General features: G+C 38.5%; 24 protein-coding genes. 18 read left to right on the forward strand and 6 right to left on the reverse strand.

Annotated elements, in window-relative coordinates; translation table 11 throughout:
* Nucleotide 1: 1 nt before the first annotated feature.
* Entirely contained in the window at nt 2-1252 is a 1251-nt protein-coding gene (locus BIZ36_RS11920) for an NAD(P)/FAD-dependent oxidoreductase (RefSeq protein WP_187458134.1), read from the forward strand.
* Here BIZ36_RS11920 and BIZ36_RS11925 read toward each other — a convergent pair.
* Genes BIZ36_RS11925 through BIZ36_RS11935 form a run of 3 tightly spaced genes read right to left on the reverse strand, consistent with a single transcriptional unit; the run spans nt 1249 to nt 2852 of the window.
* On the reverse strand, nt 1249-1632 hold the full coding sequence (locus BIZ36_RS11925) for a VOC family protein (protein WP_187458135.1): 384 nt from the start codon (nt 1630-1632) through the stop codon (nt 1249-1251). The two genes, BIZ36_RS11920 and BIZ36_RS11925, sit on opposite strands and share 4 nt — an antisense overlap.
* On the reverse strand, nt 1633-2208 hold the full coding sequence (locus BIZ36_RS11930) for a GNAT family N-acetyltransferase (RefSeq protein WP_187458136.1): 576 nt from the start codon (nt 2206-2208) through the stop codon (nt 1633-1635).
* Entirely contained in the window at nt 2205-2852 is a 648-nt protein-coding gene (locus tag BIZ36_RS11935) for an alpha/beta hydrolase (protein ID WP_187458137.1), read from the reverse strand. Before BIZ36_RS11935 ends, BIZ36_RS11930 begins: the two co-directional genes overlap by 4 nt.
* 70 nt (nt 2853-2922) lie before the next feature.
* Here BIZ36_RS11935 and BIZ36_RS11940 point away from each other — a divergent pair, with 70 nt between their 5' ends.
* The 12 genes from BIZ36_RS11940 (at nt 2923) to BIZ36_RS11995 (ending at nt 15726) form a co-directional block, all read left to right on the forward strand.
* Nucleotides 2923-3345 carry a PaaI family thioesterase gene (locus tag BIZ36_RS11940; protein ID WP_187458138.1) on the forward strand — a complete coding sequence of 141 codons (423 nt, stop codon included), beginning with the start codon at nt 2923-2925 and terminating at the stop codon, nt 3343-3345.
* Nucleotides 3345-4454 (forward strand): chorismate-binding protein, encoded by a 1110-nt coding sequence (locus tag BIZ36_RS11945; RefSeq protein WP_187458139.1) that lies wholly within the window; start codon nt 3345-3347, stop codon nt 4452-4454. The genes BIZ36_RS11940 and BIZ36_RS11945 overlap by 1 nt, the downstream gene beginning before the upstream one ends.
* Nucleotides 4455-4497: 43 nt before the next feature.
* Nucleotides 4498-6249: a 2-succinyl-5-enolpyruvyl-6-hydroxy-3-cyclohexene-1-carboxylic-acid synthase gene (gene menD / locus BIZ36_RS11950; protein WP_187458140.1), complete on the forward strand. Its 1752-nt coding sequence runs from the start codon at nt 4498-4500 to the stop codon at nt 6247-6249.
* Nucleotides 6250-6288: 39 nt separating this feature from the next.
* Nucleotides 6289-6630: a DUF2853 family protein gene (locus BIZ36_RS11955; protein WP_187458141.1), complete on the forward strand. Its 342-nt coding sequence runs from the start codon at nt 6289-6291 to the stop codon at nt 6628-6630.
* An 83-nt stretch (nt 6631-6713) separates the two neighbouring features.
* Nucleotides 6714-7544: a CvfB family protein gene (locus BIZ36_RS11960; RefSeq protein WP_187458142.1), complete on the forward strand. Its 831-nt coding sequence runs from the start codon at nt 6714-6716 to the stop codon at nt 7542-7544.
* Between the two features lie 188 nt (nt 7545-7732).
* Complete coding sequence (locus BIZ36_RS11965) at nt 7733-8332, forward strand: SPOR domain-containing protein (RefSeq protein WP_187458143.1); 600 nt, start codon at nt 7733-7735, stop codon at nt 8330-8332.
* Nucleotides 8333-8334: 2 nt separating this feature from the next.
* Nucleotides 8335-9243, forward strand: coding sequence for a 1,4-dihydroxy-2-naphthoate octaprenyltransferase (gene menA / locus BIZ36_RS11970; protein ID WP_187458144.1), 909 nt, complete (start codon nt 8335-8337; stop codon nt 9241-9243).
* Nucleotides 9244-9277: 34 nt separating this feature from the next.
* Nucleotides 9278-10030, forward strand: a complete 753-nt coding sequence (locus BIZ36_RS11975; RefSeq protein ID WP_187458145.1) for a LytR/AlgR family response regulator transcription factor — start codon at nt 9278-9280, stop codon at nt 10028-10030.
* 615 nt (nt 10031-10645) lie between these two features.
* The gene (locus BIZ36_RS11980; protein ID WP_222937367.1) at nt 10646-12613 is read left to right on the forward strand and encodes a sensor histidine kinase; all 1968 of its coding nucleotides are present in this window, start codon (nt 10646-10648) and stop codon (nt 12611-12613) included.
* A gap of 68 nt (nt 12614-12681) precedes the next feature.
* A complete protein-coding gene (gene menC / locus BIZ36_RS11985) occupies nt 12682-13734 on the forward strand; it encodes an o-succinylbenzoate synthase (RefSeq protein WP_187458146.1) in 1053 nt (350 codons plus the stop codon).
* The gene (locus BIZ36_RS11990) at nt 13725-14654 is read left to right on the forward strand and encodes a CPBP family intramembrane glutamic endopeptidase (RefSeq protein ID WP_187458147.1); all 930 of its coding nucleotides are present in this window, start codon (nt 13725-13727) and stop codon (nt 14652-14654) included. Before menC ends, BIZ36_RS11990 begins: the two co-directional genes overlap by 10 nt.
* Nucleotides 14644-15726: an AMP-binding protein gene (locus BIZ36_RS11995; RefSeq protein WP_187458148.1), complete on the forward strand. Its 1083-nt coding sequence runs from the start codon at nt 14644-14646 to the stop codon at nt 15724-15726. The genes BIZ36_RS11990 and BIZ36_RS11995 overlap by 11 nt, the downstream gene beginning before the upstream one ends.
* 3 nt (nt 15727-15729) lie before the next feature.
* On the opposite strand, the gene BIZ36_RS12000 is transcribed toward BIZ36_RS11995, so the two are convergent.
* Nucleotides 15730-17358 (reverse strand): acyl-CoA carboxylase subunit beta, encoded by a 1629-nt coding sequence (locus BIZ36_RS12000; protein ID WP_187458149.1) that lies wholly within the window; start codon nt 17356-17358, stop codon nt 15730-15732.
* Nucleotides 17359-17445: 87 nt separating this feature from the next.
* On the opposite strand from BIZ36_RS12000, the gene BIZ36_RS12005 reads away from it, so the two are divergent.
* The 3 genes from BIZ36_RS12005 to ettA all read left to right on the forward strand — a co-directional run bounded on the left by BIZ36_RS12005 (nt 17446) and on the right by ettA (nt 20427).
* Nucleotides 17446-18417, forward strand: coding sequence for a Gfo/Idh/MocA family protein (locus BIZ36_RS12005; RefSeq protein WP_187458150.1), 972 nt, complete (start codon nt 17446-17448; stop codon nt 18415-18417).
* A gap of 91 nt (nt 18418-18508) precedes the next feature.
* Nucleotides 18509-18685, forward strand: coding sequence for a CAL67264 family membrane protein (locus tag BIZ36_RS12010; protein WP_222937368.1), 177 nt, complete (start codon nt 18509-18511; stop codon nt 18683-18685).
* A 50-nt stretch (nt 18686-18735) separates the two neighbouring features.
* Nucleotides 18736-20427: an energy-dependent translational throttle protein EttA gene (ettA, locus tag BIZ36_RS12015; protein ID WP_187458152.1), complete on the forward strand. Its 1692-nt coding sequence runs from the start codon at nt 18736-18738 to the stop codon at nt 20425-20427.
* Between the two features lie 31 nt (nt 20428-20458).
* On the opposite strand, the gene BIZ36_RS12020 is transcribed toward ettA, so the two are convergent.
* Complete coding sequence (locus BIZ36_RS12020; RefSeq protein ID WP_187458153.1) at nt 20459-21265, reverse strand: MBL fold metallo-hydrolase; 807 nt, start codon at nt 21263-21265, stop codon at nt 20459-20461.
* A 356-nt stretch (nt 21266-21621) separates the two neighbouring features.
* Here BIZ36_RS12020 and BIZ36_RS12025 point away from each other — a divergent pair, with 356 nt between their 5' ends.
* Entirely contained in the window at nt 21622-22509 is an 888-nt protein-coding gene (locus BIZ36_RS12025; RefSeq protein ID WP_187458154.1) for a DUF8428 domain-containing protein, read from the forward strand.
* An 82-nt stretch (nt 22510-22591) separates the two neighbouring features.
* Here the strand turns inward: BIZ36_RS12025 and fumC are convergent, their stop codons facing one another.
* Nucleotides 22592-23989 (reverse strand): class II fumarate hydratase, encoded by a 1398-nt coding sequence (fumC, locus tag BIZ36_RS12030; RefSeq protein ID WP_187458155.1) that lies wholly within the window; start codon nt 23987-23989, stop codon nt 22592-22594.
* Nucleotides 23990-24161: 172 nt separating this feature from the next.
* Here fumC and BIZ36_RS12035 point away from each other — a divergent pair, with 172 nt between their 5' ends.
* A complete protein-coding gene (locus BIZ36_RS12035; protein ID WP_187458156.1) occupies nt 24162-24335 on the forward strand; it encodes a hypothetical protein in 174 nt (57 codons plus the stop codon).
* Nucleotides 24336-24360: the final 25 nt, after the last annotated feature.

Consider the following 24360-nt stretch of genomic DNA (forward strand, 5'->3'; position numbering starts at 1 on the left):
TTTGAGTAAGAATGTTTTAATAATAGGTGGCGGAATATCCGGGTTGTGTTCTGCTTATTTTTTACAAAAGGAAGGACATCAAGTTACGGTTGTAGATGCATACGATATTACTTCAGGAGCTTCTTTTGTTAATGCCGGTTTCATAACGCCAAGCCACATAATTCCCTTGGCAAGCCCCGGTATGATTGCCAATGGTATTAAAATGATGTTTAATTCCGCTAGTCCCTTTTATATGAAACCTAGGTGGGATATAGACTTTTTTAAATGGGCATGGGGGTTTCATAAATCTTCTTCCGCTGAAAAGGTCGAAAAAGCAATTCCCGTAATTAAAGAAATAAATATCATCAGTAGGGAACTATTTCAGGATATAAAATCCTCGGGTGATTTAGGGGAATTTCAATTGGAGCGAAAAGGGCTCTTAATGTTGTACCAAAGTGCAGAGGCTTATGAGAAAGAGCGCAAAGTGGCCAAGAGAGCGGCAGATTTAGGGCTTGAGGTATCTGAATTGGATAAAAACGGACTTTCCAAAATAGAACCCAACGTACAAATCGATGCAAAAGGAGCCATTAATTACGAATGTGACGGACATACGACCCCTACTCAAATTATGCCTAAGCTCGTCGCTTTTTTAACGAGTGTTGGAGTTGAAATTCGGACCAAAGAAACCGTTCAGGACATAGAAATTTCAGGAACTAAAATCACCCAAGTTCGCACAAATAAGTCCAGCTATCATCCAGATGAAGTAGTAATGGCGGCAGGAGCTTGGAGCGGTTTGGTTGCAAAAAAAATGGGGATTAAATTGCTCATGCAAGGCGGTAAAGGGTACCGAATAAATGTGGAGCGGTCTACGGGAATTGGTATGCCCGCAATTCTCATGGAAGCAAAAATGGCGGTAACCCCAATGGTTGGCTTTACAAGGTTTGCAGGCACTATGGAGTTTTCCGGGAATAATAGTTTGGTAAGAAAAGAAAGGGTAAGAGCAATAGCCAATGGGGCCCAAAAATTTTATCCTGATTTGAAAATATCGCAAGAGGAAATTGCCTCAGCTACCACGGGATTGCGACCGGTAACTCCTGACGGATTACCTTATATTGGTCGTTCTTCAAAGGTTGATAATGTAGTATTTGCTACCGGTCATGCTATGATGGGTTGGAGTTTAGGGCCAGCTACGGGTAAATTGGTTTCAGAAATCATTGATGGGAAAAAAACGTCTATGAAAATAGAGGCATTTGCGCCAGACCGACAATTTTAGGCCGGTTGTATCAAATCCCAAAGGTTACCGTAGAGATCTTTGAAAACTACGACAGTTCTATATTCTTCCGTTCGTGGGGTTTCCGTAAATTCTATGCCTTGGTTTTTCATTCTGTTATAGTCCGCCCAAAAATCCTTGCTCTGTAAAAACAGAAAAACCCTGTTTCCGGCTTGTTTTCCTATGGTTTTTAATTGCTCTTCACCTTCGGCCTTGGCCAAAACAAGTTGAAGACCGTTATGTATTTCCGGAGCAACGGTAATCCATCGTTTTTCCTCATCTAATTGAATGTTTTCCATCAGCTTGAAACCTAGCTTTTCAACAAAGAAATGAATTGCTTCTTCGTACTCCCTAACCAGAAATGTTACTTGAAAAAGGGACATTTAAAAGTCTTTAAAGCGTGTGTTTTTTACTTCCTCCCATTCGGCTTTCAAAATACCATAACAGCAAGTATTTCGCTTAAATCCATCTAATAGATATACATTTTCACGTAAGATACCTTCAAGCACACCTCCTAATTTTTCAACCGCTTTGCGAGAACGCATATTTCGTTCATCTATGCGGTATTCCACTTTTTCAAAGCCCATCTCATCATACGCATGGTTCATCATCAAGAATTTCATATGGGAGTTTAAGCCCTTTCCCTGATACTCCCTGCCAATCCAAGTAGAGCCAATATGTAGTACCTTATTTCTCCAGTCTATGTTCATAAACCTTGTTGCACCTGCGAATTTTTTGGTTTCTTTATCGAAAACGATAAATGGGATACTGGTTTTGTTCTTTTGTTGTTCCAGTGCTATTTCTACATACTTTTTAAGAGAACTTGGTTGTTCAATATCTGAAGGCGAATATTGTACCAATTTTTCCTGCGAGGCTATGGGAATGAGCTTTTGGTAATTTTCCAAGGTGAGGGGGGAAAGTCGTACACGACTGTCCTCTAACGTAAAAGGTGTTATCATAGTACCAGATTGTTTATGAGTTCATTTTTTACTTCATGCTTACCATCAAAGATAATTTGCTGTGCCTGTTCTCCAAAAAGCATTTTAAGTTTTTCATTTTCCTTTTGAATTCGGTTTTCATCTAGATACTCATCCTCATTGCCTATGAGGGCCGTAATTTTTGTCTTATGTTTTTTAAGAAAATCAAAACTATTGGGTGTGAGTTCATTAGGTATTCCGCCAGCATATAAGATTAATTGTTCGCATTTAATTTTTCTACTTGCTACCCATCTAGTAGCAATGGAAACTCCCTGGGAAAACCCTAAAACAATAAGATTTTTGTTACTGGGCAAACGTTCCTCTCCCATAACGGCATCTATATAACTCAACACATTTTGGGTTTCCCTTACTGTTTCCTCCTTAGTAAGCCAACTAGCGCCTACATGCCTATACTGATTGTTCAAATAATATTTTGACGGTGCCTGCGGCGCTATGATGTAATTTTTCTCCGGGGGCAATCCATTAAAATACGTGATGAAATACCGGCTTAAAAAACCCAATCCGTGGAATACGATCCAAATATTTTGGGTTTCAGAAGTAAGTTCGTTAAGCGTTAGGTATGAATTGGTGCTAGTATAGGAAACCAAACGTTCTTTTTGGGACATAGTTGAAATCTGTGTGATTAGGTGGGGGCTAAAACTAGCCTATTGCTTAATTTTACCAAAAATATGATTTATGGAAGGCTACAAAGAAAAAATCCTCAAAGTTTGCAATAACTCTTCAAAAAACACCTTGATGGAGACCTTGAAAATTGAGTATACGGATGTAGGGGCAGATTTTCTCGTTGCGAAAATGCCGGTAACTCCAGAGGTGCATCAACCAGATGGTGTTTTGCACGGCGGAGCTATGGTAGCACTTGCCGAAAGTGTTGGTAGCATGGCCTCTTATATTTTCTTGGATGCCCAAAAATTTGCAATAAGAGGGATAGAAATATCCGCTAATCATGTAAAAAGTGTGAGGGACGGGGAGGTATTTGCAAAAGCTACCATACTTCATAAAGGTAGGACCACGCAAGTTTGGGACATCAGAATAACCAATGCTGACGATAGTCTTGTCTCCATTTGTAAATTGACTACCATAGCTTTGGAAAAGAAGTAATGACGAATACCGATTTTTTTTCTAAAATTGAAGAGCACCTAGAAAGTAAATTGCCTTTGGTTGCATATCGTAAGCCAGAGGAGACGATTGTAAATTGCGTAATTCAGAATGATGATCAATTGTATTTGGTTCGTGATTTTTCGGAAAGTGGTTTTGTATTTGCTCCCTTTTCCAGCAAAGAAGAGGTAGTTTTGATTCCTTCGGATAACATTTTTCATCTACCTGATTTTGATTTGGACCAAGTAGAGTCTGAAGGAAAAATTATTTCGGCTCCACCTAAAACTCCTTTTGAAAAGGAAAATTACCTCCGTTCGGTTAGAAAGGCAATTAAGGAAATTAAGAATGATGGTTTTCATAAAGTAGTACTTTCCAGAAGCATAGAAATTGAAATTGGTGCATCTCCCGTAGAATGGTTCAAACGGTTGTTGAAAACCTACACCAATGCTTTTTGTTATCTGTGGTATCATCCTAGGGTGGGTTTATGGTTGGGCGCCACTCCGGAAATCTTGCTCTCTACAGTTAACGATAGGTTCACCACAATATCCTTGGCGGGTACACAAACCTTTAATGGTGATTTAAATCCCCAATGGGGCCATAAAGAGGTTGATGAGCAAGAACTTGTCACAAAGTTTATACTAGGAGCTCTAAGTAAAAAGGTTGGAGACATGGAAGTAGGAGCCTTGGAGACTGTTAAGGCGGGTAATTTAATGCATTTGCGTACCAAGATAACAGGAAAATTGAACGATAATCTTCAAGAGGTTTTGAAGGCATTGCACCCCACACCTGCGGTAGGGGGATTGCCAAAAGAACCGGCCATTGGGTTTATCCAGGAACAGGAGGATTATGACAGGGAATTTTACACCGGTTATTTGGGCGAGCTTAACCTTAGGGCCTCAAGGCAGCGTAGTTCTAGAACGTCTAACCAGGAGAACCAGGCATACCGGTCCATCATCAAAAAAAACAATCTTTTTGTTAATTTAAGGTGTATGCAACTTAAAGATTCAACAGCGTTGATTTATGTAGGTGGAGGTATTACCAAAGATTCCGATCCAGAAAAGGAATGGGAAGAAACCGTAGCTAAAAGCAAAACCATCTTAAGTATTTTATAACTACGTTGGCAAGGGAGATAGACGTGTTGTATTTTTGTACAAGATGATACACTCCAGCATACCTTCGGCCCAATTGGTGGTACAACACTTTAAGGCCAAAAAAATCAAGAATATTGTCATTTCTCCCGGTTCTAGAAATGCTCCTTTAATTATTAGTTTTACCGAAGACCCCTATTTCAATTGCTTTAGTATAGTTGATGAGCGAAGTGCTGCCTTTTTTGCGTTGGGCATGGCATTACAACTACAGGAGCCGGTAGCTACTTTGTGTTCTTCCGGTAGCGCCCTTCTTAATTATTATCCTGCTATTGCCGAAGCATATTATAGTGGAATACCTTTAGTGATAATTTCTGCGGATAGGCCACCATATAAAATAGATGTAGGCGACGGACAGACCATACGCCAAGATCATGTTTTTCATAGGCACATTGGTTATTCTGCCAATCTGAAACAAGATGTTTCGCATTGTGTTTCTCGGGTTGAGAAATATGCCCCTCAGTGGTTGGAGAATGGCACTGTTGAAGAAAATCAGGATAAGGTAAAGGCGTATAACGATTCCGAATTGAACAAGGCTCTAAATGTAGCACTTCAAGTAAAGGTTCCCGTGCATGTTAACGTACCCTTTGAGGAACCGCTGTATGACCGTTTGGAGGGTCCTTCAACTACCGCACTAATAGTGTTACCGGAGGCAAAAGAGGATGAAAATTTCCTTTCAGGTGATATGTTGGATACTTGGAACGCAGCTTCGAGAAAAATGGTTTTGGTGGGCGTTAATACGCCCAACTCGGTCGAACAGCAACTATTGGACAAACTTGCTGAGGACCCATCGGTTATTGTGATGACAGAAACTACCAGTAATTTGCATCACCCAAGGTTTTTTTCAAGTATCGATAGTATTATGGCACCCATTGAGAAATCGGCCAGTAAAGAGGAGTTATTTCAAAAATTTCAACCTGATATTTTGCTAACATTTGGAGGTTTGGTTGTTTCCAAGAAAATAAAGGCATTTCTTAGGGACTACAAACCAAAACGCCATTGGCATGTGGATGAGGTAAAGGCTTTTGATACTTTTTTTGCCTTAACAAAGCACATTAGAACATCTGCCAATAATTTTCTTTCCAATTTTATTCCGAAAACAAAAAATGTAGATAGTGATTATTTTGGGTTCTGGAATGCTAGAAAAGTAGGATATGAAGTAAAAAGAGCGGAGTATTTGAATCAAATAGCTTTTTCTGATTTTTCGGCCTTTAAGCAGATTATTGATACCGTTCCAAAGGGAAGTCAAGTACACCTCTCTAATAGCTCTACCGTAAGATATGCCCAACTTTTTCCATTGCACCCTTCCTTGAAAGTGTATTGTAATAGGGGAACAAGTGGTATAGATGGAAGTACTTCTACCGCAGTAGGAGGGTCTATTTATGAACAAGACCCTACATTGTTGATTACAGGGGACTTAAGTTTTTTCTATGACAGTAATGGACTTTGGAACAATTATATTAAACCGGATTTTAGGATAATATTGATCAACAATAGTGGAGGGGGGATTTTCAGGATTTTACCCGGCAAGGAAGATACCGATAATTTTGAGACATTTTTTGAAACTTCCCATCACATGAACGCTGCCCATTTAAGTGCGCAATTCGGTTTTCAACATATCACGGTTAACAACGAAGAGGATTTACAGAAAAGCTTAGAAAAATTCTATGAAAAATCCGATTCACCTAAAATTTTGGAGGTGGTGACACCTAGATTATTGAATAACAAAATTTTGCTCGGTTATTTTGATTTTATATCTTAGGCTAAATATTAACCTATAATCATTTAGACACTAACTATTATGAGTAAAAGAGACGACTTAATCGCTAAGTATGCAGAGGACATTAAAGACAAATTTGGAGAAACTCCAGATATGGATCTTTTAACCAAAGTAACCGTTGGTCTTGGTCCTGCTATTTACAACATTGATGCTTCTAAAGTTTCTGGTGGTGATGAAAAAGAACTGGAAACCGTTAAGAAGAATTATTTGATTAAAAAGTTGGGATTGGCAGATGACCCAAAATTAATGGATGCTATAAAATCGGTGATGGATAAGTACGGTTCTTCTAATAGAAATAAGCATAGGGCCGTTGTATACTATCAACTTTGCAAACATTTTGATAAGGCTTCTATTTATAATTAATAGAAAGACATTAGATGGAAACCGCCCGGGACATAGTTTTGGGCGGTTTTTTTATACCCCAATATTTAGACTACTTTTGCAAAATGATAGAATTGGGAAATTATAATGAGCTTGAGGTCTTGAGAGACACAAGTGTAGGGCTGTTTTTGGGTAGCAAAACGGGTACGGAAATATTACTGCCCAATAAATATGTGCCCAAGGGTACGGATATTGGAGATACCCTTAACGTTTTTTGCTATTTGGACCATGAGGAAAGGCCCATAGCAACTACCTTGACTCCCACGGTTTTAAGAAATAAATTTGCATTGCTAAAGGTTGTGGAGGTAAACAAAATTGGTGCATTTTTAGATTGGGGCCTGGAGAAACATTTATTGGTGCCATTTAGTGAACAACGGGATAAGATGAAGGAAGGACAATGGTATATAGTGCATTGCTACATGGATGAGGTTTCATTTAGACTCGTAGGTTCCAATAAGCTCAATAAATTTCTGAATAATGATACGCTAACCGTTCAAGAGGAAGATAAAGTAGAACTCTTATTTACCAGATTGACGGAGTTGGGCTGGGAGGTCATCATCAATGACCAACATAAAGGACTCGTATATTCCAATGAAATCTTCAAGAGCGTAGGAGTTGGAGATCGAATGCCCGGTTTCATCAAAAAAATTAGAACAGATAATAAGATAGATGTATCTATTCAGCCATTAGGTGAAAATATACTAGAACCCGCGGCAGAAGCCATTTATAAAAAATTAAAGGATAATGGAGGGTATTTACCGCTTCATGACAAATCCGCTCCCGAAGAGATAAAAAGAGAACTTCAAATGAGTAAGAAAACTTTTAAAAAGGGAGTAGGTACTTTATATAAGGCTCGAAAGATTGAACTAAAAGTTGATGGGATTCAAATTATCTGACTTTAAATTTCCACTTTCAAATTGGTCTGTAGGTGTCTGTAAATCAGTTGAATATTTACGTTTCTCAACACTTATTGCATTATTGGCAACAAAATGAAATATTTTTGCAACATTCAAAACGTGTATTTCGTCGATCTTTAGCTATTTTGGTTAACTTTAACACATGAACCCCGTAAAATTATTGGTATATGCCATTTATTGAAGAAAGCGATCTCCTAGAATTGCACAAGGATATAGATAAAGCGCAAATAATCAATGAACGTCTTCTTGATCAAATCAAGTTTAAAAACAAGGAAATTAAAAGGAGTAAACTTCAGAGAAACCTTTTAGCCGGGGTTACAGGTATTTTTTTGATAGGGGCCTTGATAATTTTTTCTTTTAGTGCTGGAAGAAGCGTGTCCAACAATTACGAAAGCCCTAGCAACCTTTTGGTTTCCATAGATAGCTTAGATGCCATTAAGTCAAGAATAGATAATTTAAAGCAACAAAATGAGGAGCTGAGCCTGGTTAGGGAATTTTATCTGGCCAAGAAGTTTTTGGAAAAGGAAAAAATATATTCAGTTCAGGTAAAATCCTTTGTTGATAATAATATGACCTTGGCATCAGAGGCTTTGACCAATACATTGTTTGTTAAGACCAATCCTTTCTATTCGTATTCCTTAGGAAATTTTGAAACATTGAAAGAAGCTCAAAATTTTAGGCAGCAATTGGTTGATTTGGGTTTTAATGATGCATTTGTAGCTTCTTATAAAGACGGTAAAAGAATACAAATAGAAGATCCAAATTAGGTTTGACAAAATTCAAGGCGTGGGTCAATGCCGCAAGGCTGAGAACGTTGCCACTTTCAGTATCAGGAGTATTAGTTGGGACAGCATTGGCAGGATATTACGGGAGTTATGACGGAAGTATTCTTTTTTGGTCAATTTTGACAACCATAGCCTTTCAGATTACCTCCAATTTCGCAAATGATTATGGAGACGGGGTAAAGGGGACGGATAATGAGGATAGAATAGGGCCTAAGAGAGCTTTACAAAGTGGACTTTTGGGGCGTAAAGAATTGAAAAAGGGTATTATAATTTCAGTTCTAATTGATATTTTGTTGGTGTTGATATTGGTTTATCAGGCTTTTGGACTGGAAAATATTTTCTACCCTTTGCTTTTTGTCTTTCTTGGGGGACTTAGTATTTGGGCGGCCATAAAATATACGGTAGGCAATTCTGCCTACGGTTACAGAGGTTTGGGAGACCTTTTTGTTTTCCTTTTTTTTGGTATACTGGCCGTTTTGGGGTCAATGTTTCTTTATACAAAAGAAATTACATTACTTTCAATATTACCAGCGATTGCAATAGGAGCGTTGAGCACGGGGGTATTGAATCTTAATAACCTAAGAGACTTTAATTCCGATAGCAAAGCGAATAAGAGAACAATAGTGGTTAAAATGGGGCTTGACAAAGGAAAACGGTACCATTATTTTTTATTGATAATAGCCTTTATTTGTGTGGCGCTTTTTAACTTTTATGCTTTCAAAGGATTTTATATCTTATTGCCTTTAATCGCTTTTATACCGGTGTTCATCCATTTAATGAAGGTATATAAAACGAAAAGACCGGAACTATTTGACCCTGAATTGAAGAAACTTGCTTTGAGTACCTTTTTTTTAGCGGTATTGCTTTACGTAAATTGTAATATTTTTTTGTAAATTTAGATTATAAACCTACTAAATACTACCCATTTTGGAACAACCAATTAAAATATTAATCGTTGAGGACAATGTAATTATTGCAGATGATATGCAATCCATGCTCGAAGAAATCGGGTATGAGATTGTAGATAATGTAATAGTTTACGAACAAGCGGAAGAAGTTCTTAAAAATCAGCATGTAGATTTGGTGCTGATTGATATTATCTTGGCTTCGGACAAAACGGGAATCGATTTAGGAAAGCATATTAGGGAGAATTACGACATCCCCTTCATCTTTGTTACCTCCAACTCAGACCGTGCTACGGTAGAAAATGCTAAAACGGTAAAACCAAATGGATATTTGGTAAAGCCATTTGAGCAGCAAGATTTATATACTTCCATTGAAATTGCCTTATCCAATTTCACACGATCAGGAAAAACGTCGGCACCCGCTCCGGAAACCAACGAAGATGTGCCAATGTCCAATACGGTCTTAAAAGATTCTATTTTCGTCAAGAAACAACATCTATACTACCGTATTCAATTTAGTGATATCATGTTCATTAAGGCAGATAACGTTTATTTAGAAGTCAATACGATAGATAAGAAATTTTTGGTAAGGTCGCCCTTAAAGGACTATCTAGAAAAATTGCCTCAAAATCAATTTTACAGAGCCCACAAATCTTACATTGTAAATGTGGACCATATAGATGCCATCAACTCTAAGGATATAATGATTAAAGATACGCTGATCCCTATTTCAAAGGATTTTAAGGAATTTATCATATCTGCGATGAATTCGTAATAAGTATTTCTTTAAAAAATGCAAAAGGAGCCTTCAAGGCTCCTTTTTTTGTTTAACAATTTTCACAACAGTTTTTGTCACTTTCACAACATACTTTTTTGGTTTAAGCGATGTCTGTATACTTTAGTACCATATTTAAACAACAAAAGTTGTCAATCTCTTAAATAATTTTTCATTTTCATATAGTGTTCTCTTAAAAGAGCCTGTTCTACGAACAAGGCTCTTTTTTATTTGGATTGTTATTATTCCGTTGTGTCCTTGTAATCTATTTTAGATGCTGGGGTAAATAGCTATATTTCTTAGGTTGACAACAGAAAATGGTCATTACACAACAATGTAAAGTATTACTCAAAGAACAAATGATACATTTGGATTTCTGGGGCAGATCTTATTTAAAGGTCATTTATTGTACATTATATTAGCATAGGACATTATCAAGTATTTTCTTCTCCGGAAATAAGATGATTAGGCTTTAGTAGTCTTACTGTCTAAAAGAAATTTATCTTGCGGATAAATTATGTATTTCATCTTTTTATTTTTGTTGAGTATTCAATAAGAAATGAGGAAATTAGTAGTGAACAATTAATGTTGAGCCAAAACAATCTTTACTATACTATGAATTTAAAGGGCAAAAAAAAATATTTTGTGGTATTAGGTATGCTACTTTCCTTTTTTTGCTCAGCTCAAGACGCCCCCTCTTCAGATGAAAGTTTGTTCAATCAATTTCAAGAATTAAGCAATACAGACGATAAGCTCAATTTCTTTTTTAATACTGAAGATCTTTATAGGGAAAATTCTACTTATGACTGGTTAGAACTAATAACCATTAATTTAAATGCGGCCATTAAGAATGATGATCAGGAAGACCTTAAGCGCTTTCAGCTTATGCAAGCCAGAATATTCTATGACCTTGGGGATTATGATAAAAGTCTTGCCATAAATAAGGAACTGTTCGAGCAGATAGACGACCTTGATATATACCTATCCAGTAAGCTATTGGATTTAATGGACGATAATTATGGTCAATTAGGAATGTATCCTGAGCAAATAGATATTAGAAAAAAACAAAGGGAACTTGGCATCATGGAAAGTGTGCCTTTTTATGATATTTATTCTAACCTAGGTATGTACCGTAGAGCTATGGACGATTATATTGCCTACGAGAAAAAGAATATTGAGGAGGATGACTATTTTGGCCAAGCAAAATATTATAACAATCTTGGAAATTTTCTTCGTTTGGACGGTTCCACTCCAACTGCATTGGGCAGGTATAAGAAAGCAAAAGGCTTTATAGATGTTTTTCTGGACAACGTAACCCGGAAAAAATCAAAAAAGGTATTTGAAGAAGCAGAGTTGCTAAAAGGGGTTATAGAGGGCAATATTGGTAAGTGTCATGTAGATTTAAAACAATATGAGGATGCCATACCTTATTTGGAAAAATCCATCAAAAGAATAAAAGAGAATACCACAAGGGGTTATTCCTCAGAGATAACAGAAAACAGCTTGGCAATTTCCGAATGCTTTCTTCAATTAAGAAACTATTCAAAAGCCACGGATTACTTGAGTGATGATTTAAGAACTTACACGACGGACAACCTTCTACAAAAGAACAGGTTGTTGGCCATGTACTATGAAATGACCGAGGATTTTAAAAATTCCAATTATTACTTAAGAAAGAATATAAGGGTTAGGGATTCCATCAGTGAAAATGAATCGCAACTAAGACAGCAACAGCTTTCAACCGTAATGATCCAAGATCTAAAACTTTCCCAAGACTTATTGGCAGAACAGAAATTGGCCTTGGAGAAGCAGAAGAACGAAAACTTGGCTATGGACAAGAGAAATAGTTTGGTTTTAATTTCCTTGCTATTCACCCTGTTGGGCTTTGCCGGGCTGGTTTATGCGTACCTCAAGAGTATCAAAAACCAAAGACTGATAGCGGAACAAAAGTACATCATAGAAAATTCCCTAGTGGAAAAGGATTCCTTGCTAAAGGAAATTCACCATCGGGTAAAGAACAATTTGCAAATGGTTTCAAGCTTGTTGAGCCTACAAACCAAAAATACGCGAAGTAAAGCTGCTATAGAGGCATTGGAAGAAGGAAAAAGTAGGGTGAAGGCAATGGCACTGATACATCAAAAACTGTATCAAAACGAAGACCTTTCCGTAATTGAGATGCAAAGCTATATTGAAAGTTTGATCAATAGCGTACAATCGGTTTATAAAAAAGGTGGTCATAATATCAATATCACCGTAGATGCAGAAGGTGTAGAGCTGGATATTGACCGAGCTATACCGTTTGGACTTATGCTAAACGAATTGGTTTCCAATTCCTTTAAGTATGCTTTTCCTCATGGGGATGAAAATGGAAAAATCTACATTCACATTAGAAAAACCGGTGAACAGGAAGGATTTTTTGAATATTCCGATAATGGGGTAGGACTTCCTGAAGACACGGAGGAAAGAGCTAGTACCTCCATGGGAATACGCCTTATGAACCGTCTTGCCAATCAATTACAGACCACTCTTAATATTGACAGAAACTTGGATGATGGAGTTCGCTATTGGTTCAATTTTAAGTAAGAATCCAAGCATTTTTAAATTCATTTTGCGTCTCATCTTCGTTCAAATTATGGCTACCTTTGCCCTTAATGGATGCCTATTTTAAAAAGTATACCTTAGATTTTAAACGACCCAGTGGTACTTCACGTGGGGTTTTAAAACAGAAAGAAACATTTCTCCTTATCATAAAAAACCAACAAAAATGGGGTGTTGGTGAGTGCGGCATTTTTAGAGGCCTGAGTATAGATGATGTACCTGAGTACATGGGGAAGTTAGAGTGGGTTTGTCAAAACATCGAAAAAGGCGAGTCATATTTAATTGACAATTTAGTGCAGTTTCCTAGTATTCAATTTGGCGTAGAACAAGCTTTTAGGTCGCTTTACTCAAATAACCCATTTCATCTATTTGAATCGGATTTTTTAAATAGGGAACAACCTATTTCAATCAATGGTTTGATTTGGATGGGAGATGTGGCATTTATGAATGATCAAATTGCTCAGAAAATTGATGAAGGCTTTCGTTGTATTAAAATGAAAATTGGGGCCATCAATTTTAAGGAAGAGGTTGCAATACTAGAAGCCATCCGTAAAGAATATTCAAAAGAAAGGATAGAACTTAGGGTAGATGCCAATGGGGCGTTCTCGCCAAAGGATGCTTTGGAAAAACTTCATATTCTCGCCCAATATCAAGTACATTCCATTGAGCAGCCCATTAAAGCAGGGCAGAAAGAGAAAATGAGGGAGCTTTGTGAAAAAACGCCTCTGTCCATAGCTCTGGATGAAGAATTAATAGGGGTATTTGGTGTAACAAAAAAGAAAGAATTATTACAAATGGTAAAGCCTCAATATATCATTCTAAAACCAAGCCTGATTGGCGGGTTTAAAGGTTCGCAAGAATGGATTGAATTGGCAAATAGTTTGAATATAGGTTGGTGGGTAACCAGTGCATTGGAAAGCAATATAGGACTTAACGCGATTGCCCAATGGACCGCAACTTTAAATAATTCGATGCCTCAAGGTCTTGGTACCGGGGCCTTGTTTACCAACAATATGGAAAGTCCGCTTAAGGTTTCTGATGGCGGACTTTATTATGAACAGGATAAGACTTGGAATTATCAGCAAATAAATGATTTATGTATATAGAACAAGGGTATAAGGGCAATTTAGGGCTTTGGAAATACGCTTTCATACCATTGGGCTTTTTGGCGTTAATGGTATTTAATTATATATCCACAATTATGTCCCCAGTACCTGTGGAGGACTATATGCAACAATTAATAGATAAGTTAGGTAGCAATACCGTATTGGTCATATTATTGGCTCCTTTGGTTGTTGGCCTTTTTTTGGTGTTGGGTTGGACTAAATTGGTACATGAACAATCCATCACTTCCCTTACCACCAGCAGGAAAGCAATAGATTGGAGACGTATATTTTATGCATTTACGGTTTGGGGACTAATTACGGCAGGTATGACCTACGCCTATATTTTGTTTGCCCCTGAAAACTATGTTTTCAACTTTCAAATGAAACCCTTTTTGACTTTGGCAATTATTAGTCTTCTGTTGATTCCTTTACAGACCAGTTTTGAAGAGTATTTATTCCGTGGTCATTTAATGCAGGGATTGGGTATTCTTACTAAAAATAGATGGTTTCCTTTAGTGGTGACCTCCGTTTTGTTTGGCGTGATGCACTTGGGAAATCCGGAAGTGAGCAAATTAGGGTACGGTATTATGGTATATTATATTGGCACGGGATTCTTTTTGGGAATTCTAACTTTAATGGATGAAGGGTTGGAGCTTGCTCTGGGTTTTCATGCGGCCAATAATTTGATAACCGCACTTTTGGTAACTGCGGATTGGACGGCTTTCCAAACGGAATCTATTTACAGGGATATTTCGGAGCCATCCTTAAGCTGGGACGGATTGATTCCTGTCTTTGTAATCTTTCCCCTTTTACTATATGTTTTTTCCGTTAAATATAAATGGACGGATTGGACCGAGAAATTATTCGGAAGGGTTTTGACCGAAGAGGAATTTAAATCCCTTCCGGAAAATGAGCAATAGTTTTAAGGAAATTCACCCAGGATTTAGGCTTCAAGGAGAACACTATACGAAAGAGCAACTAAAGGAAGTTGCTTATTCTTTGATTAAGGAAGGTGAAGATTTTGAGAAATCCATTGGGGATTTTTTAATTGACTGGTTGAACGATGCCGATAACCTAATGGTACAAACTTCCGGGTCAACTGGGAAACCTAAGAAAATTCAACTTCAGAAAGATTATATGAAGAATTCAGCTATGGTTACAGGTGAATTTTTCGGTCTAAAGCCCAAGGATACAGCCTTACTTTGTTTACCCGCCAGTTACATTGCAGGAAAAATGATGTTGGTGCGGTCCATGGTTTTAGGGCTTCATTTAGATTATATAAGTCCAACTACAGTAATATCAATAAAAGATGATTCTGCCTATGATTTTGCGGCCATGGTACCCCTTCAAGTGGAAAACTCACTTTCTGAAATACAAAAAATAAAACATTTAATTGTTGGTGGTGCAGCGGTTTCGGAGGAATTGAAAGTTAAAATCGGTCTTTCTGGGAGTCAGACCCAAATTTATGAAACGTACGGAATGACCGAAACGATAACCCATGTTGCGGTTAAAAAAATTCATCCAAAGAGTAATATCCAAGTAAACTTTGAAGCCCTAAAAGGTGTAACGTTTAAGCAGGATGAGAGGTCTTGCCTCATTATTGATGCCCCACTGGTAACAGATGGGCCAGTCTTGACAAATGATGTGGTGAACTTGGTCTCGGAAAAAGAGTTTACTTGGTTAGGCCGATATGATAATGTAATCAATTCCGCGGGGGTAAAATTATTTCCAGAGCAAATTGAGGCTAAGATGGGGAAATTTTTATCCCAAAGATTTTTTGTTGCAGGTATTCCCGATCAAAAACTGGGACAGAAACTTGTCTTAATTTTAGAGGGAGAGGGGCAAATATTGGCTGTTCGCGATAAAATTGCACATTCTTCAGAATTGGATACCTATGAGAGACCCAAAGAAATCTACTTAGTGAAAAAATTCAAGGAAACAACATCGGGTAAAATTCAAAGAAACAACACCCTGAAGTTGCTTCCAATATAGATTTTAAGTTTGTATCACCCCTAAATTAAAGTCCTTTTCAATGGGAGCATGGTTGGCAGCTTCAATCCCCATAGAAATCCATTTTCTCGTTTCCAGTGGATTTATGATAGCATCAGTCCATAATCTGGCAGCAGCGTAGTAGGGAGATACTTGGTTGTCATACCTACCCTTTATTTTGTTAAAAAGCTTGGTTTCTTTTTCTGGGGTTATGGTTTCCCCCTTCTTTTTTAAAGAAGCCTTTTCAATCTGAAGCAAAACCTTTGCGGCAGAATTTCCGCCCATAACTGCAAGCTCTGCACTAGGCCACGCCACAATAAGTCTGGGGTCATAAGCTTTACCGCACATGGCATAATTTCCTGCGCCGTAACTATTTCCAATTACAACGGTAAACTTTGGGACAACTGAATTGCTCACCGCATTTACCATTTTAGCACCATCCTTTATGATGCCTCCGTGTTCACTTTTGCTACCGACCATAAACCCCGTAACGTCTTGTAGAAAAACCAAAGGTATTTTCTTCTGGTTGCAATTGGCTATAAAACGCGTAGCTTTATCGGCAGAATCGGAATAAATAACGCCCCCAAATTGCATTTCGCCCTTTTTGGTCTTTACAACCTTGCGTTGATTGGCCACAATTCCTACAGCCCACCCGTCTATACGGGCATAACCGGTTAAAATAGTTTTTCCGTATCCTTCCTTGTATTCTTCAAATTCCGAGTCATCTACCAACCTTTTGATGATCTCTGTCATATCATATTGGTCCGTTCTTGAGGCGGGTAAAAGACCAAATAGTTCATTTTCATCTGCTTTTGGTTTCAAGGGCTTTTTCCTGTTGTATCCTGCCGAATCAAAATCTCCCATTTTGTCCATGATGCTCTTAATTTTATCAAGAGCATCGGCATCGTTTTTTGCTTTATAATCGGTAACTCCGCTAATTTCGCAATGAGTGGTGGCCCCTCCAAGGGTTTCATTGTCTATATTTTCCCCAATGGCGGCTTTGACCAAATAACTTCCGGCCAAGAAAATACTTCCGGTCTGGTCTACAATGAGAGCTTCATCGCTCATAATGGGTAAATATGCCCCCCCGGCAACACAGCTGCCCATTACTGCAGCAATTTGGGTAATTCCCATGCTGCTCATGATCGCATTATTTCTAAAAATTCGCCCAAAATGCTCTTTATCCGGAAATATTTCGTCCTGTAAAGGAAGATAAACCCCGGCACTGTCTACTAGATATATAATGGGCAACCTGTTTTCAATGGCAATTTCTTGGGCCCTAAGATTTTTCTTTCCGGTAATGGGAAACCAGGCACCCGCTTTTACGGTAGCGTCATTGGCCACTACCAGGCATTGTTTGCCGGAAACATATCCCATTTTAATAACCACTCCGCCCGAAGGGCATCCACCGTGCTCTTCGTACATGCCATCTCCCACGAGAGCTCCTATTTCTATGCTATGACTCTTATCATCCAATAAATAATCGATGCGTTCCCTAGCAGTCATTTTGCCTTGGGCATGCTGCTTTTCAATTCGTGATTTTCCCCCGCCCAATTTTACTGCGGATATTTTCCGTTTTAAGGTCGAAAGAAGTAATTTATTATGGTCCTCGTTTTTATTGAATTTTAAGTCCATATAGGTGTGTATTCTTTTTTACAGGTTAAATATACGGAGTAAAATTCATTACATTTGGTCCAATCCATAAACGTTAAAAAGGAATAAATGATCAGATGGGGTATTGTTGGTCCCGGTAGAATTGCACATAGTTTTGCCAAGGACCTAAAATTAGTTGAAGGAGGAAAACTTACAGCAGTGGCTTCTAGAAGTTTGGAGCGTGCCCAAGAATTTGCAAAGGAGTATGGCGCAGAACACAGTTTTGGTTCGTACGAAGAAATGTTTGAAAGTGATGAGGTAGATGTACTTTACGTGGCAACACCGCATACCTCGCACTGCGAGCTTTCAATTGCCGCAATGGAGAAGGGAAAGCATGTTCTATGTGAGAAGCCAATGGGTATCAACTTACGGGAAGTGGAGCAAATGATTGAAGCGGCAAGGAAAAACAAGGTTTTTCTCATGGAGGCGCTTTGGAGCCGCTTTAATCCGTCTATTCTCAAAGTAAAGGAAATGATTGAAAAGGGTGATTTGGGTAAAATTGCCTATTTGAATGCCGATTTTGGTTTTTATGCCTTGGACAGGGATCCAAAGCACAGATTGTTAAACCCGGATTTAGCGGGAGGCTCCTTACTGGACATAGGTATTTATCCTATTTTTTTAGCATATCTCATCCTGGGCAAGCCTGAAACGATTATGGCTACGTCCAAATTTCATAGTACTGGGGTAGAGGCGCAGACGGCCATGATATTCGACTACCCTTATGCACAGGCCGTTTTGAGTAGCGGACTACGGTCTAAAATATCAATGAGAGCCGAAATTGCTGGCAGTAAAGGGTCTGCCTATTTGCATGAAAGATGGCATGAGACACAAGGGTATTCGGTAGAATTGAATGGAGAGCTGGAAGAAATAGACTTTCCAACAAAGGGAATTGGGTATTCCCACGAAATTGAAGAAGTACACCATTGTCTAAACTCAGGAAAATTAGAAAGTTCAAATTGGAGTCTAGATAATAGTCTGGACTTGGCCAATCTTCTAAATGAAGTTCGTAAAATAACGGGCATCAGTTTTCCTGGGGAATAGAAAGACCCTCAAAATCCTTTGGGAATGAGGTTTTACTGTAAAAATTACGATATTTGCAGTTACCTTTAATCGAAACCAAAAATTTATGGGAATGAATAAGAACACCGTTCTGGCTTGGGCCACCTTTATTATGATTGTTGTAGGAGTGGCTTTGATCGCTCTTGGCGCTTTTAGATATGATGAAGTGGCCGGTTGGGGCTTTGCCTCGGTCGGGATCGGTTTTTTTGCTATTGCTTGGGTGTTTAACGCACTTAAGGGTAGAGTATAGCCTTGCTGAATATAAAATCAATCATAATTTAATAAATAATAATCGCTTCAATGTCAGACGATAAGAAAGTAATCTTTTCAATGTCCGGGGTTACCAAAACCTATAAGAACGCCAATACCCCGGTGCTTAAGAATATCTATTTAAGTTTTTTTTATGGAGCTAAAATTGGTATTCTAGGTCTTAACGGATCGGGTAAATCTACATTATTGAAAATTATAGCCGGGGTAGATAAAAATTACCAGGGCGATGTGGTTTTCTCTCCGGGTTACAAAGTAGGTTATTTGGAGCAGGAGCCGCAATTGGACGAGGAAAAGACTGTTCTTGAGGTGGTAAAGGAGGGTGTGGCCGAAACGGTGGCTGTTTTGGACGAGTATAATAAAATCAATGACATGTTCGGTTTGCCCGAAGTCTATGAGGATGCGGACAAGATGCAGAAACTCATGGACAAGCAAGCGGAACTTCAGGATAAAATTGATGCTTCCAACGCTTGGGAGCTTGATACCAAGTTAGAAATAGCAATGGATGCATTGCGTACTCCAGAGGCGGACAAAAAAATAGGTGTTCTGTCCGGAGGGGAAAGAAGAAGGGTGGCGTTGTGCCGTTTGCTATTACAAGAACCTGAAATTTTGTTGTTGGACGAACCTACCAACCATTTGGATGCAGAGTCTGTACACTGGTTAGAGCATCATTTGGCCCAGTACAAGGGAACTGTTATCGCAGTAACGCACGACCGTTATTTCTTGGATAATGTAGCTGGTTGGATTCTAGAATTGGACCGAGGTGAAGGTATTCCGTGGAAAGGAAACTATTCCAGCTGGTTGGATCAAAAGGCCAAAAGACTGGAGCAGGAAAGCAAGAGTGCTTCAAAAAGACAAAAAACTTTGGAGCGTGAGCTTGAATGGGTACGTCAAGGACCTAAAGGTAGACAGACCAAGCAAAAGGCACGTCTAAAAAATTATGACAAGTTGATGAGCCAGGACCAAAAACAACTGGATGAAAAACTTGAAATCTATATTCCCAATGGACCCCGTTTAGGAACCAATGTTTTGGAAGCGGAAGGAGTAAGCAAGGCTTATGGTGATAAGTTGCTATATGAAGATTTAAACTTTAAGCTTCCTCAAGCAGGAATAGTTGGGGTAATTGGTCCTAATGGTGCCGGAAAGACTACTATTTTTAGAATGATTATGGGTGAGGAGCAACCGGACAAAGGTAGTTTTACGGTAGGTGACACTGCTAAAATAGCTTACGTAGATCAAAGCCATAGTAATATTGATCCGGAAAAAACCATTTGGCAGAACTTCAGTGATGAACAGGAGTTGGTTATGATGGGGGGTAGACAGGTTAATTCTAGGGCTTATTTAAGTAGGTTTAACTTTTCAGGTAGTGAGCAGAACAAGAAGGTAAACATGCTTTCCGGAGGGGAAAGAAACAGACTGCACTTGGCCATGACTCTAAAGGAAGAGGGAAATGTGTTGCTTTTGGATGAGCCCACTAATGATTTGGACGTAAATACCTTGAGGGCGCTTGAAGAAGGTTTGGAAAACTTTGCGGGCTGTGCCGTAGTAATATCTCACGACAGATGGTTCCTAGATAGAATATGTACCCATATTTTGGCATTTGAAGGTGACTCCCAAGTATATTTCTTTGAAGGTTCTTTTTCCGATTATGAAGAGAACAAAAAGAAGAGATTGGGCGGTGACATTATGCCAAAACGAATCAAGTACAAGAAACTTATCAGATAACTAAAAGCCGGGCATGCCCGGCTTTTTATTTTTAATACGCTTCGTTAGGGTACCAATCTAATTGTACCACTTCAATTTCAGAATTTCCTTTGTTCACTAAGGCCTTAAATTTGGAAACATCGCTTACATCTGGATTTCCTCTATAGTGGTAGGGGTACACCTTTTTTGGAGCAAATGCAAGTACACCATCAGCGGCACTTTCTGGGGTCATGGTGTAAGGCAGATTCATACACACAAAGGCAATATCAATATCTTGTAGTGTTCGCATTTCAGGAATATCTTCTGTATCTCCGGAGATATATACCCGCTTTTCACCCATGCTAAGAACATATCCGTTCCCACGTCCTTTTTCATGAAACTTTTTGGCTTCTTCCCGCAGATTGTACATAGGTATAGCCTTTATACTAATTCCAAACCTGTCTTTGGTATCTCCATTATTGAGTACGTCTATTTGTGGGGTAAATATTTCCGGCATTTTATCCGCCGCGGCCTTGGGCATTATAATTTTTGCGTTTTCAGTATCCAGTGCTTCCAATGTTTCAACATTCAAATGGTCTCCATGTATATCGGTTACAAGGATAAGATCAGGTTTTTTTTGACCTTCAAATGCCTTTGCACCACCAACCGGGTCTATATAAATGGTTGTATTGCCCCATTCCAAAACTGCTGTAGCATGTTCTATGGGAATGATATTCAATTCCTTTTCAAGTGTTTCCTCCTTTGAGCTCACAGCCAGTTCCTGAGATGTATCAGCCTTAAGGTTTTCAGTTTTTTTCGCTTCTTTACAACTAAATAGAATGATACTTAATAGTAAAAGAGAAATGTAGTTTGCTTTCATAATTTCATATTTTAAGTGACGTATAAAGTATAGGTTTAAGATATCTCTAATCTGTCTGAATTTCAAAAGTACATACTTGTTTAAAGGTAATGGATCATAAAAGCATAAAATTTGATGCATTACATTCATAACTAGTAATTTACCGTTTTTTTTGGGGGAGGTAGGCGAGATAATTGAACCGCCAGATACTTAAGAGGGTGCTGTTTTGTGTATCTGCACCAGACCGATTGTTTTGCTGAGATATCTATACGATTAAACTTTCATTTTTTTCAACTAAAAAATCTAAATATTAAATCTTAACGTATATAACATCGATACAAACAAATCAGAATCAAAAAGAAATTAATTTAAACGTTATGACTGAAACAAAAAGTAACAACGGATTGAAAGTGCTGGCAGGCCTTTTAGGTGTGGTCTTGTTAGGCGTTATCATCTATACGGTTAGTCTTTACCAAGAGAAGAAGAAGAATGAAGCTTCCTTGATGCAAGAAAAACAATTGGTAGTTGAGGACCTTAACAGTCTTAAATCTGAGTATGACAAAGCAATTTTGGAAAGCAATGCCACCAATGAGGAATTGGTAACTGCAAGGGACAATATTGCAAAGTACATTGATTCCGTTAAAAGTATGAAAGCGGATATCTCTACTTTGTCCCGCTACAGAAGACAGGTGGGTGTTCTTAAGCAGGAAAGAGAGCAGCTTTTAAAACAAGTGGACTCCCTTACCAAAAGCAATACTTTAATAGCTATGCAAAGGGATAGTACGTACACTGAATTGGAAAAACAGACCATGTTCAATGATTCATTGGTTGTACAAAATACGCAATTGGCAGATGTTGTTGAAAAGGGTTCTGCTTTAAATCTTTCAAAGTTTAATGTGGATGCGGTCAGGGAGCGAAACAGTGGAAAACTGGTTTCCACCTCCAGGGCCAAAAGGACCGATCAGTTCAAAATCTGCTTTACCGTTGCGGACAATGTTATTGCCGAAGCCGGTGACAGGGAATTCTTTATTGAAGTACTGGACCCACAGGGCAATACTTTAGGTGAAAGCTATTCTAAATCCAATGATGAGGGTGCTTCTATAACCTATAGCAAAGGAACTAGCTTCTATTACGAGAATAAGGCTTTGGATGTATGTGATTATATCAATAAGCCAGCAGGAGATTTCCAAGAAGGAAATTATATGGTGAATGTGTATGATGACAGATTAAAATTATTGGGTACTTCTAAGTTTACCCTTAAATAAGAAACACTATCCATTACATAATAAAAAGGGACAACCATTGCGGATTGTCCCTTTTTCTTTTTACAAAGATGGATGTTATTTTCTATTTCAAGCTACCCACCATATCTTCGGGTTTTACCCATTCATCATATTCTTCTGCCGTTACATAACCAAGATTAATGGCCTCTTCTTTTAAAGTGGTGCCGTTGGCATGAGCGGTATTCGCAATTTCGGCAGCCTTATAGTAACCAATTTTGGTGTTCAATGCTGTTACCAGCATAAGGGAATTGTTTAGCAATTGTTTGATTACTTGGTGGTTGGGCTCAATGCCGGAGGCGCAGTTTTCATCAAAACTCACACAAGCATCCCCTATGAGCTGTGCGGACTGTAAAATGTTGGCGGCCATTACGGGCTTAAAAACGTTTAGTTCATAGTGGCCCTGGGTACCACCAACAGAAATGGCAACATCATTTCCAAGTACTTGGGCGCATACCATGGTTATGGCCTCACATTGGGTCGGGTTCACTTTTCCCGGCATAATGGAACTACCTGGTTCGTTGGCAGGAATTATAATTTCCCCAATACCCGAGCGAGGTCCGGAAGCCATCATTCGAATGTCATTGGCAATTTTGTTCAAGGAAACGGCTAGTTGTTTTAGCGCTCCATGACTTTCTACAATGGCATCATGTGCAGCTAAGGCTTCAAATTTATTCTCCGCGGTAATAAATGGTAAACCGGTAAATTCTGCAATGTATTTAGCTACGAGAACATCGTAACCTTGAGGAGTGTTCAATCCCGTACCTACAGCTGTCCCTCCCAATGCTAATTCACTTAGATGGGGCAGTGTGTTCTTTAGGGCCTTAAGTCCGTGCTCCAATTGGGAAACATACCCTGAAAATTCTTGTCCAAGGGTTAAGGGAGTGGCATCCATTAAGTGGGTACGTCCAATTTTTACCACATCCTTAAAATCCTTGGCTTTTTGTGCCAAAGTATTTTTTAGTTGTTCTACCCCGGGAATCGTTGTCTCTACAATTTTTTTGTAGGCGGCAATATGCATTCCGGTAGGGAAGGTGTCATTGGAAGATTGAGATTTGTTTACATCATCATTTGGCTGAATGGTCTTTTCACCTTCACCAATTTTTTTTCCGGCAATTTCATGGGCCCTATTGGCAATGACTTCATTTACATTCATGTTACTTTGGGTACCTGAACCCGTTTGCCAAATAACCAATGGAAATTGGTCATCATGCTTACCCTCTAAAATTTCATCACAAACTTGAGCGATCAAATCCCTTTTTTCCTTTGAAAGTACGTTAAGCTCGTTATTGGTATAAGCGGCAGCCTTTTTTAGATATGCAAAGCCGTAGACCACTTCTAACGGCATGGAGGCAGGAGCTCCTATTTTAAAGTTGTTTCTGGAGCGCTCTGTTTGTGCGCCCCAATATTTGTCGGCAGGTACTTTTACCTCGCCCATGGTATCCTTTTCTATTCTAAAACTCATTATAATGTGCTATTTAATTGTAAATGGGTCATTAACAAAGGTAGGATATAGGCTTATCATTTCCATTTTAGACAGGTAAAATTTTGTTTTTTCCAAGTTTTGATATTTTTTTTCTTTTCCGTTTGCAATTTTCATCCATTCTCAAGTATCTTTGTGCATCAAAATGAATTAAATGGAATTTGATCAGTACCTCGGATTTATAGCTTTTTTAACCATCTTGACCATAGGATTTTGGTTAATGATATTTTTATTAACGTTTGTTGTACCTTATTGGTTAGGTGGTAATATAATGGAATTGCTTAAAGAAAGAAGGGAAAAGAAAAAGGCACAAAGAAGCGCAAAATAAGGTTTGTGTTTATAACGATAAATAA

The sequence above is a fragment of the Cytophaga sp. FL35 genome, assembly GCF_014349235.1.
Lineage (GTDB): Bacteria > Bacteroidota > Bacteroidia > Flavobacteriales > Flavobacteriaceae > Euzebyella.

What these genes read in the sequence shown, in the direction of transcription:
- BIZ36_RS11925 (WP_187458135.1), bottom strand. Translation starts at nt 1,632, where the DNA reads ATGTCCCTTTTTCAAGTAACATTTCTGGTTAGGGAGTACGAAGAAGCA.
- BIZ36_RS11930 (WP_187458136.1), bottom strand. Translation starts at nt 2,208, where the DNA reads ATGATAACACCTTTTACGTTAGAGGACAGTCGTGTACGACTTTCCCCC.
- BIZ36_RS11935 (WP_187458137.1), bottom strand. Translation starts at nt 2,852, where the DNA reads ATGTCCCAAAAAGAACGTTTGGTTTCCTATACTAGCACCAATTCATAC.
- BIZ36_RS11940 (WP_187458138.1), top strand. Translation starts at nt 2,923, where the DNA reads ATGGAAGGCTACAAAGAAAAAATCCTCAAAGTTTGCAATAACTCTTCA.
- BIZ36_RS11945 (WP_187458139.1), top strand. Translation starts at nt 3,345, where the DNA reads ATGACGAATACCGATTTTTTTTCTAAAATTGAAGAGCACCTAGAAAGT.
- menD (WP_187458140.1), top strand. Translation starts at nt 4,498, where the DNA reads ATGATACACTCCAGCATACCTTCGGCCCAATTGGTGGTACAACACTTT.
- BIZ36_RS11955 (WP_187458141.1), top strand. Translation starts at nt 6,289, where the DNA reads ATGAGTAAAAGAGACGACTTAATCGCTAAGTATGCAGAGGACATTAAA.
- BIZ36_RS11960 (WP_187458142.1), top strand. Translation starts at nt 6,714, where the DNA reads ATGATAGAATTGGGAAATTATAATGAGCTTGAGGTCTTGAGAGACACA.
- BIZ36_RS11965 (WP_187458143.1), top strand. Translation starts at nt 7,733, where the DNA reads ATGCCATTTATTGAAGAAAGCGATCTCCTAGAATTGCACAAGGATATA.
- BIZ36_RS11980 (WP_222937367.1), top strand. Translation starts at nt 10,646, where the DNA reads ATGAATTTAAAGGGCAAAAAAAAATATTTTGTGGTATTAGGTATGCTA.
- menC (WP_187458146.1), top strand. Translation starts at nt 12,682, where the DNA reads ATGGATGCCTATTTTAAAAAGTATACCTTAGATTTTAAACGACCCAGT.
- BIZ36_RS11990 (WP_187458147.1), top strand. Translation starts at nt 13,725, where the DNA reads ATGTATATAGAACAAGGGTATAAGGGCAATTTAGGGCTTTGGAAATAC.
- BIZ36_RS11995 (WP_187458148.1), top strand. Translation starts at nt 14,644, where the DNA reads ATGAGCAATAGTTTTAAGGAAATTCACCCAGGATTTAGGCTTCAAGGA.
- BIZ36_RS12000 (WP_187458149.1), bottom strand. Translation starts at nt 17,358, where the DNA reads ATGGACTTAAAATTCAATAAAAACGAGGACCATAATAAATTACTTCTT.
- BIZ36_RS12005 (WP_187458150.1), top strand. Translation starts at nt 17,446, where the DNA reads ATGATCAGATGGGGTATTGTTGGTCCCGGTAGAATTGCACATAGTTTT.
- BIZ36_RS12010 (WP_222937368.1), top strand. Translation starts at nt 18,509, where the DNA reads ATGAATAAGAACACCGTTCTGGCTTGGGCCACCTTTATTATGATTGTT.
- ettA (WP_187458152.1), top strand. Translation starts at nt 18,736, where the DNA reads ATGTCAGACGATAAGAAAGTAATCTTTTCAATGTCCGGGGTTACCAAA.
- BIZ36_RS12020 (WP_187458153.1), bottom strand. Translation starts at nt 21,265, where the DNA reads ATGAAAGCAAACTACATTTCTCTTTTACTATTAAGTATCATTCTATTT.
- BIZ36_RS12025 (WP_187458154.1), top strand. Translation starts at nt 21,622, where the DNA reads ATGACTGAAACAAAAAGTAACAACGGATTGAAAGTGCTGGCAGGCCTT.
- fumC (WP_187458155.1), bottom strand. Translation starts at nt 23,989, where the DNA reads ATGAGTTTTAGAATAGAAAAGGATACCATGGGCGAGGTAAAAGTACCT.
- BIZ36_RS12035 (WP_187458156.1), top strand. Translation starts at nt 24,162, where the DNA reads ATGGAATTTGATCAGTACCTCGGATTTATAGCTTTTTTAACCATCTTG.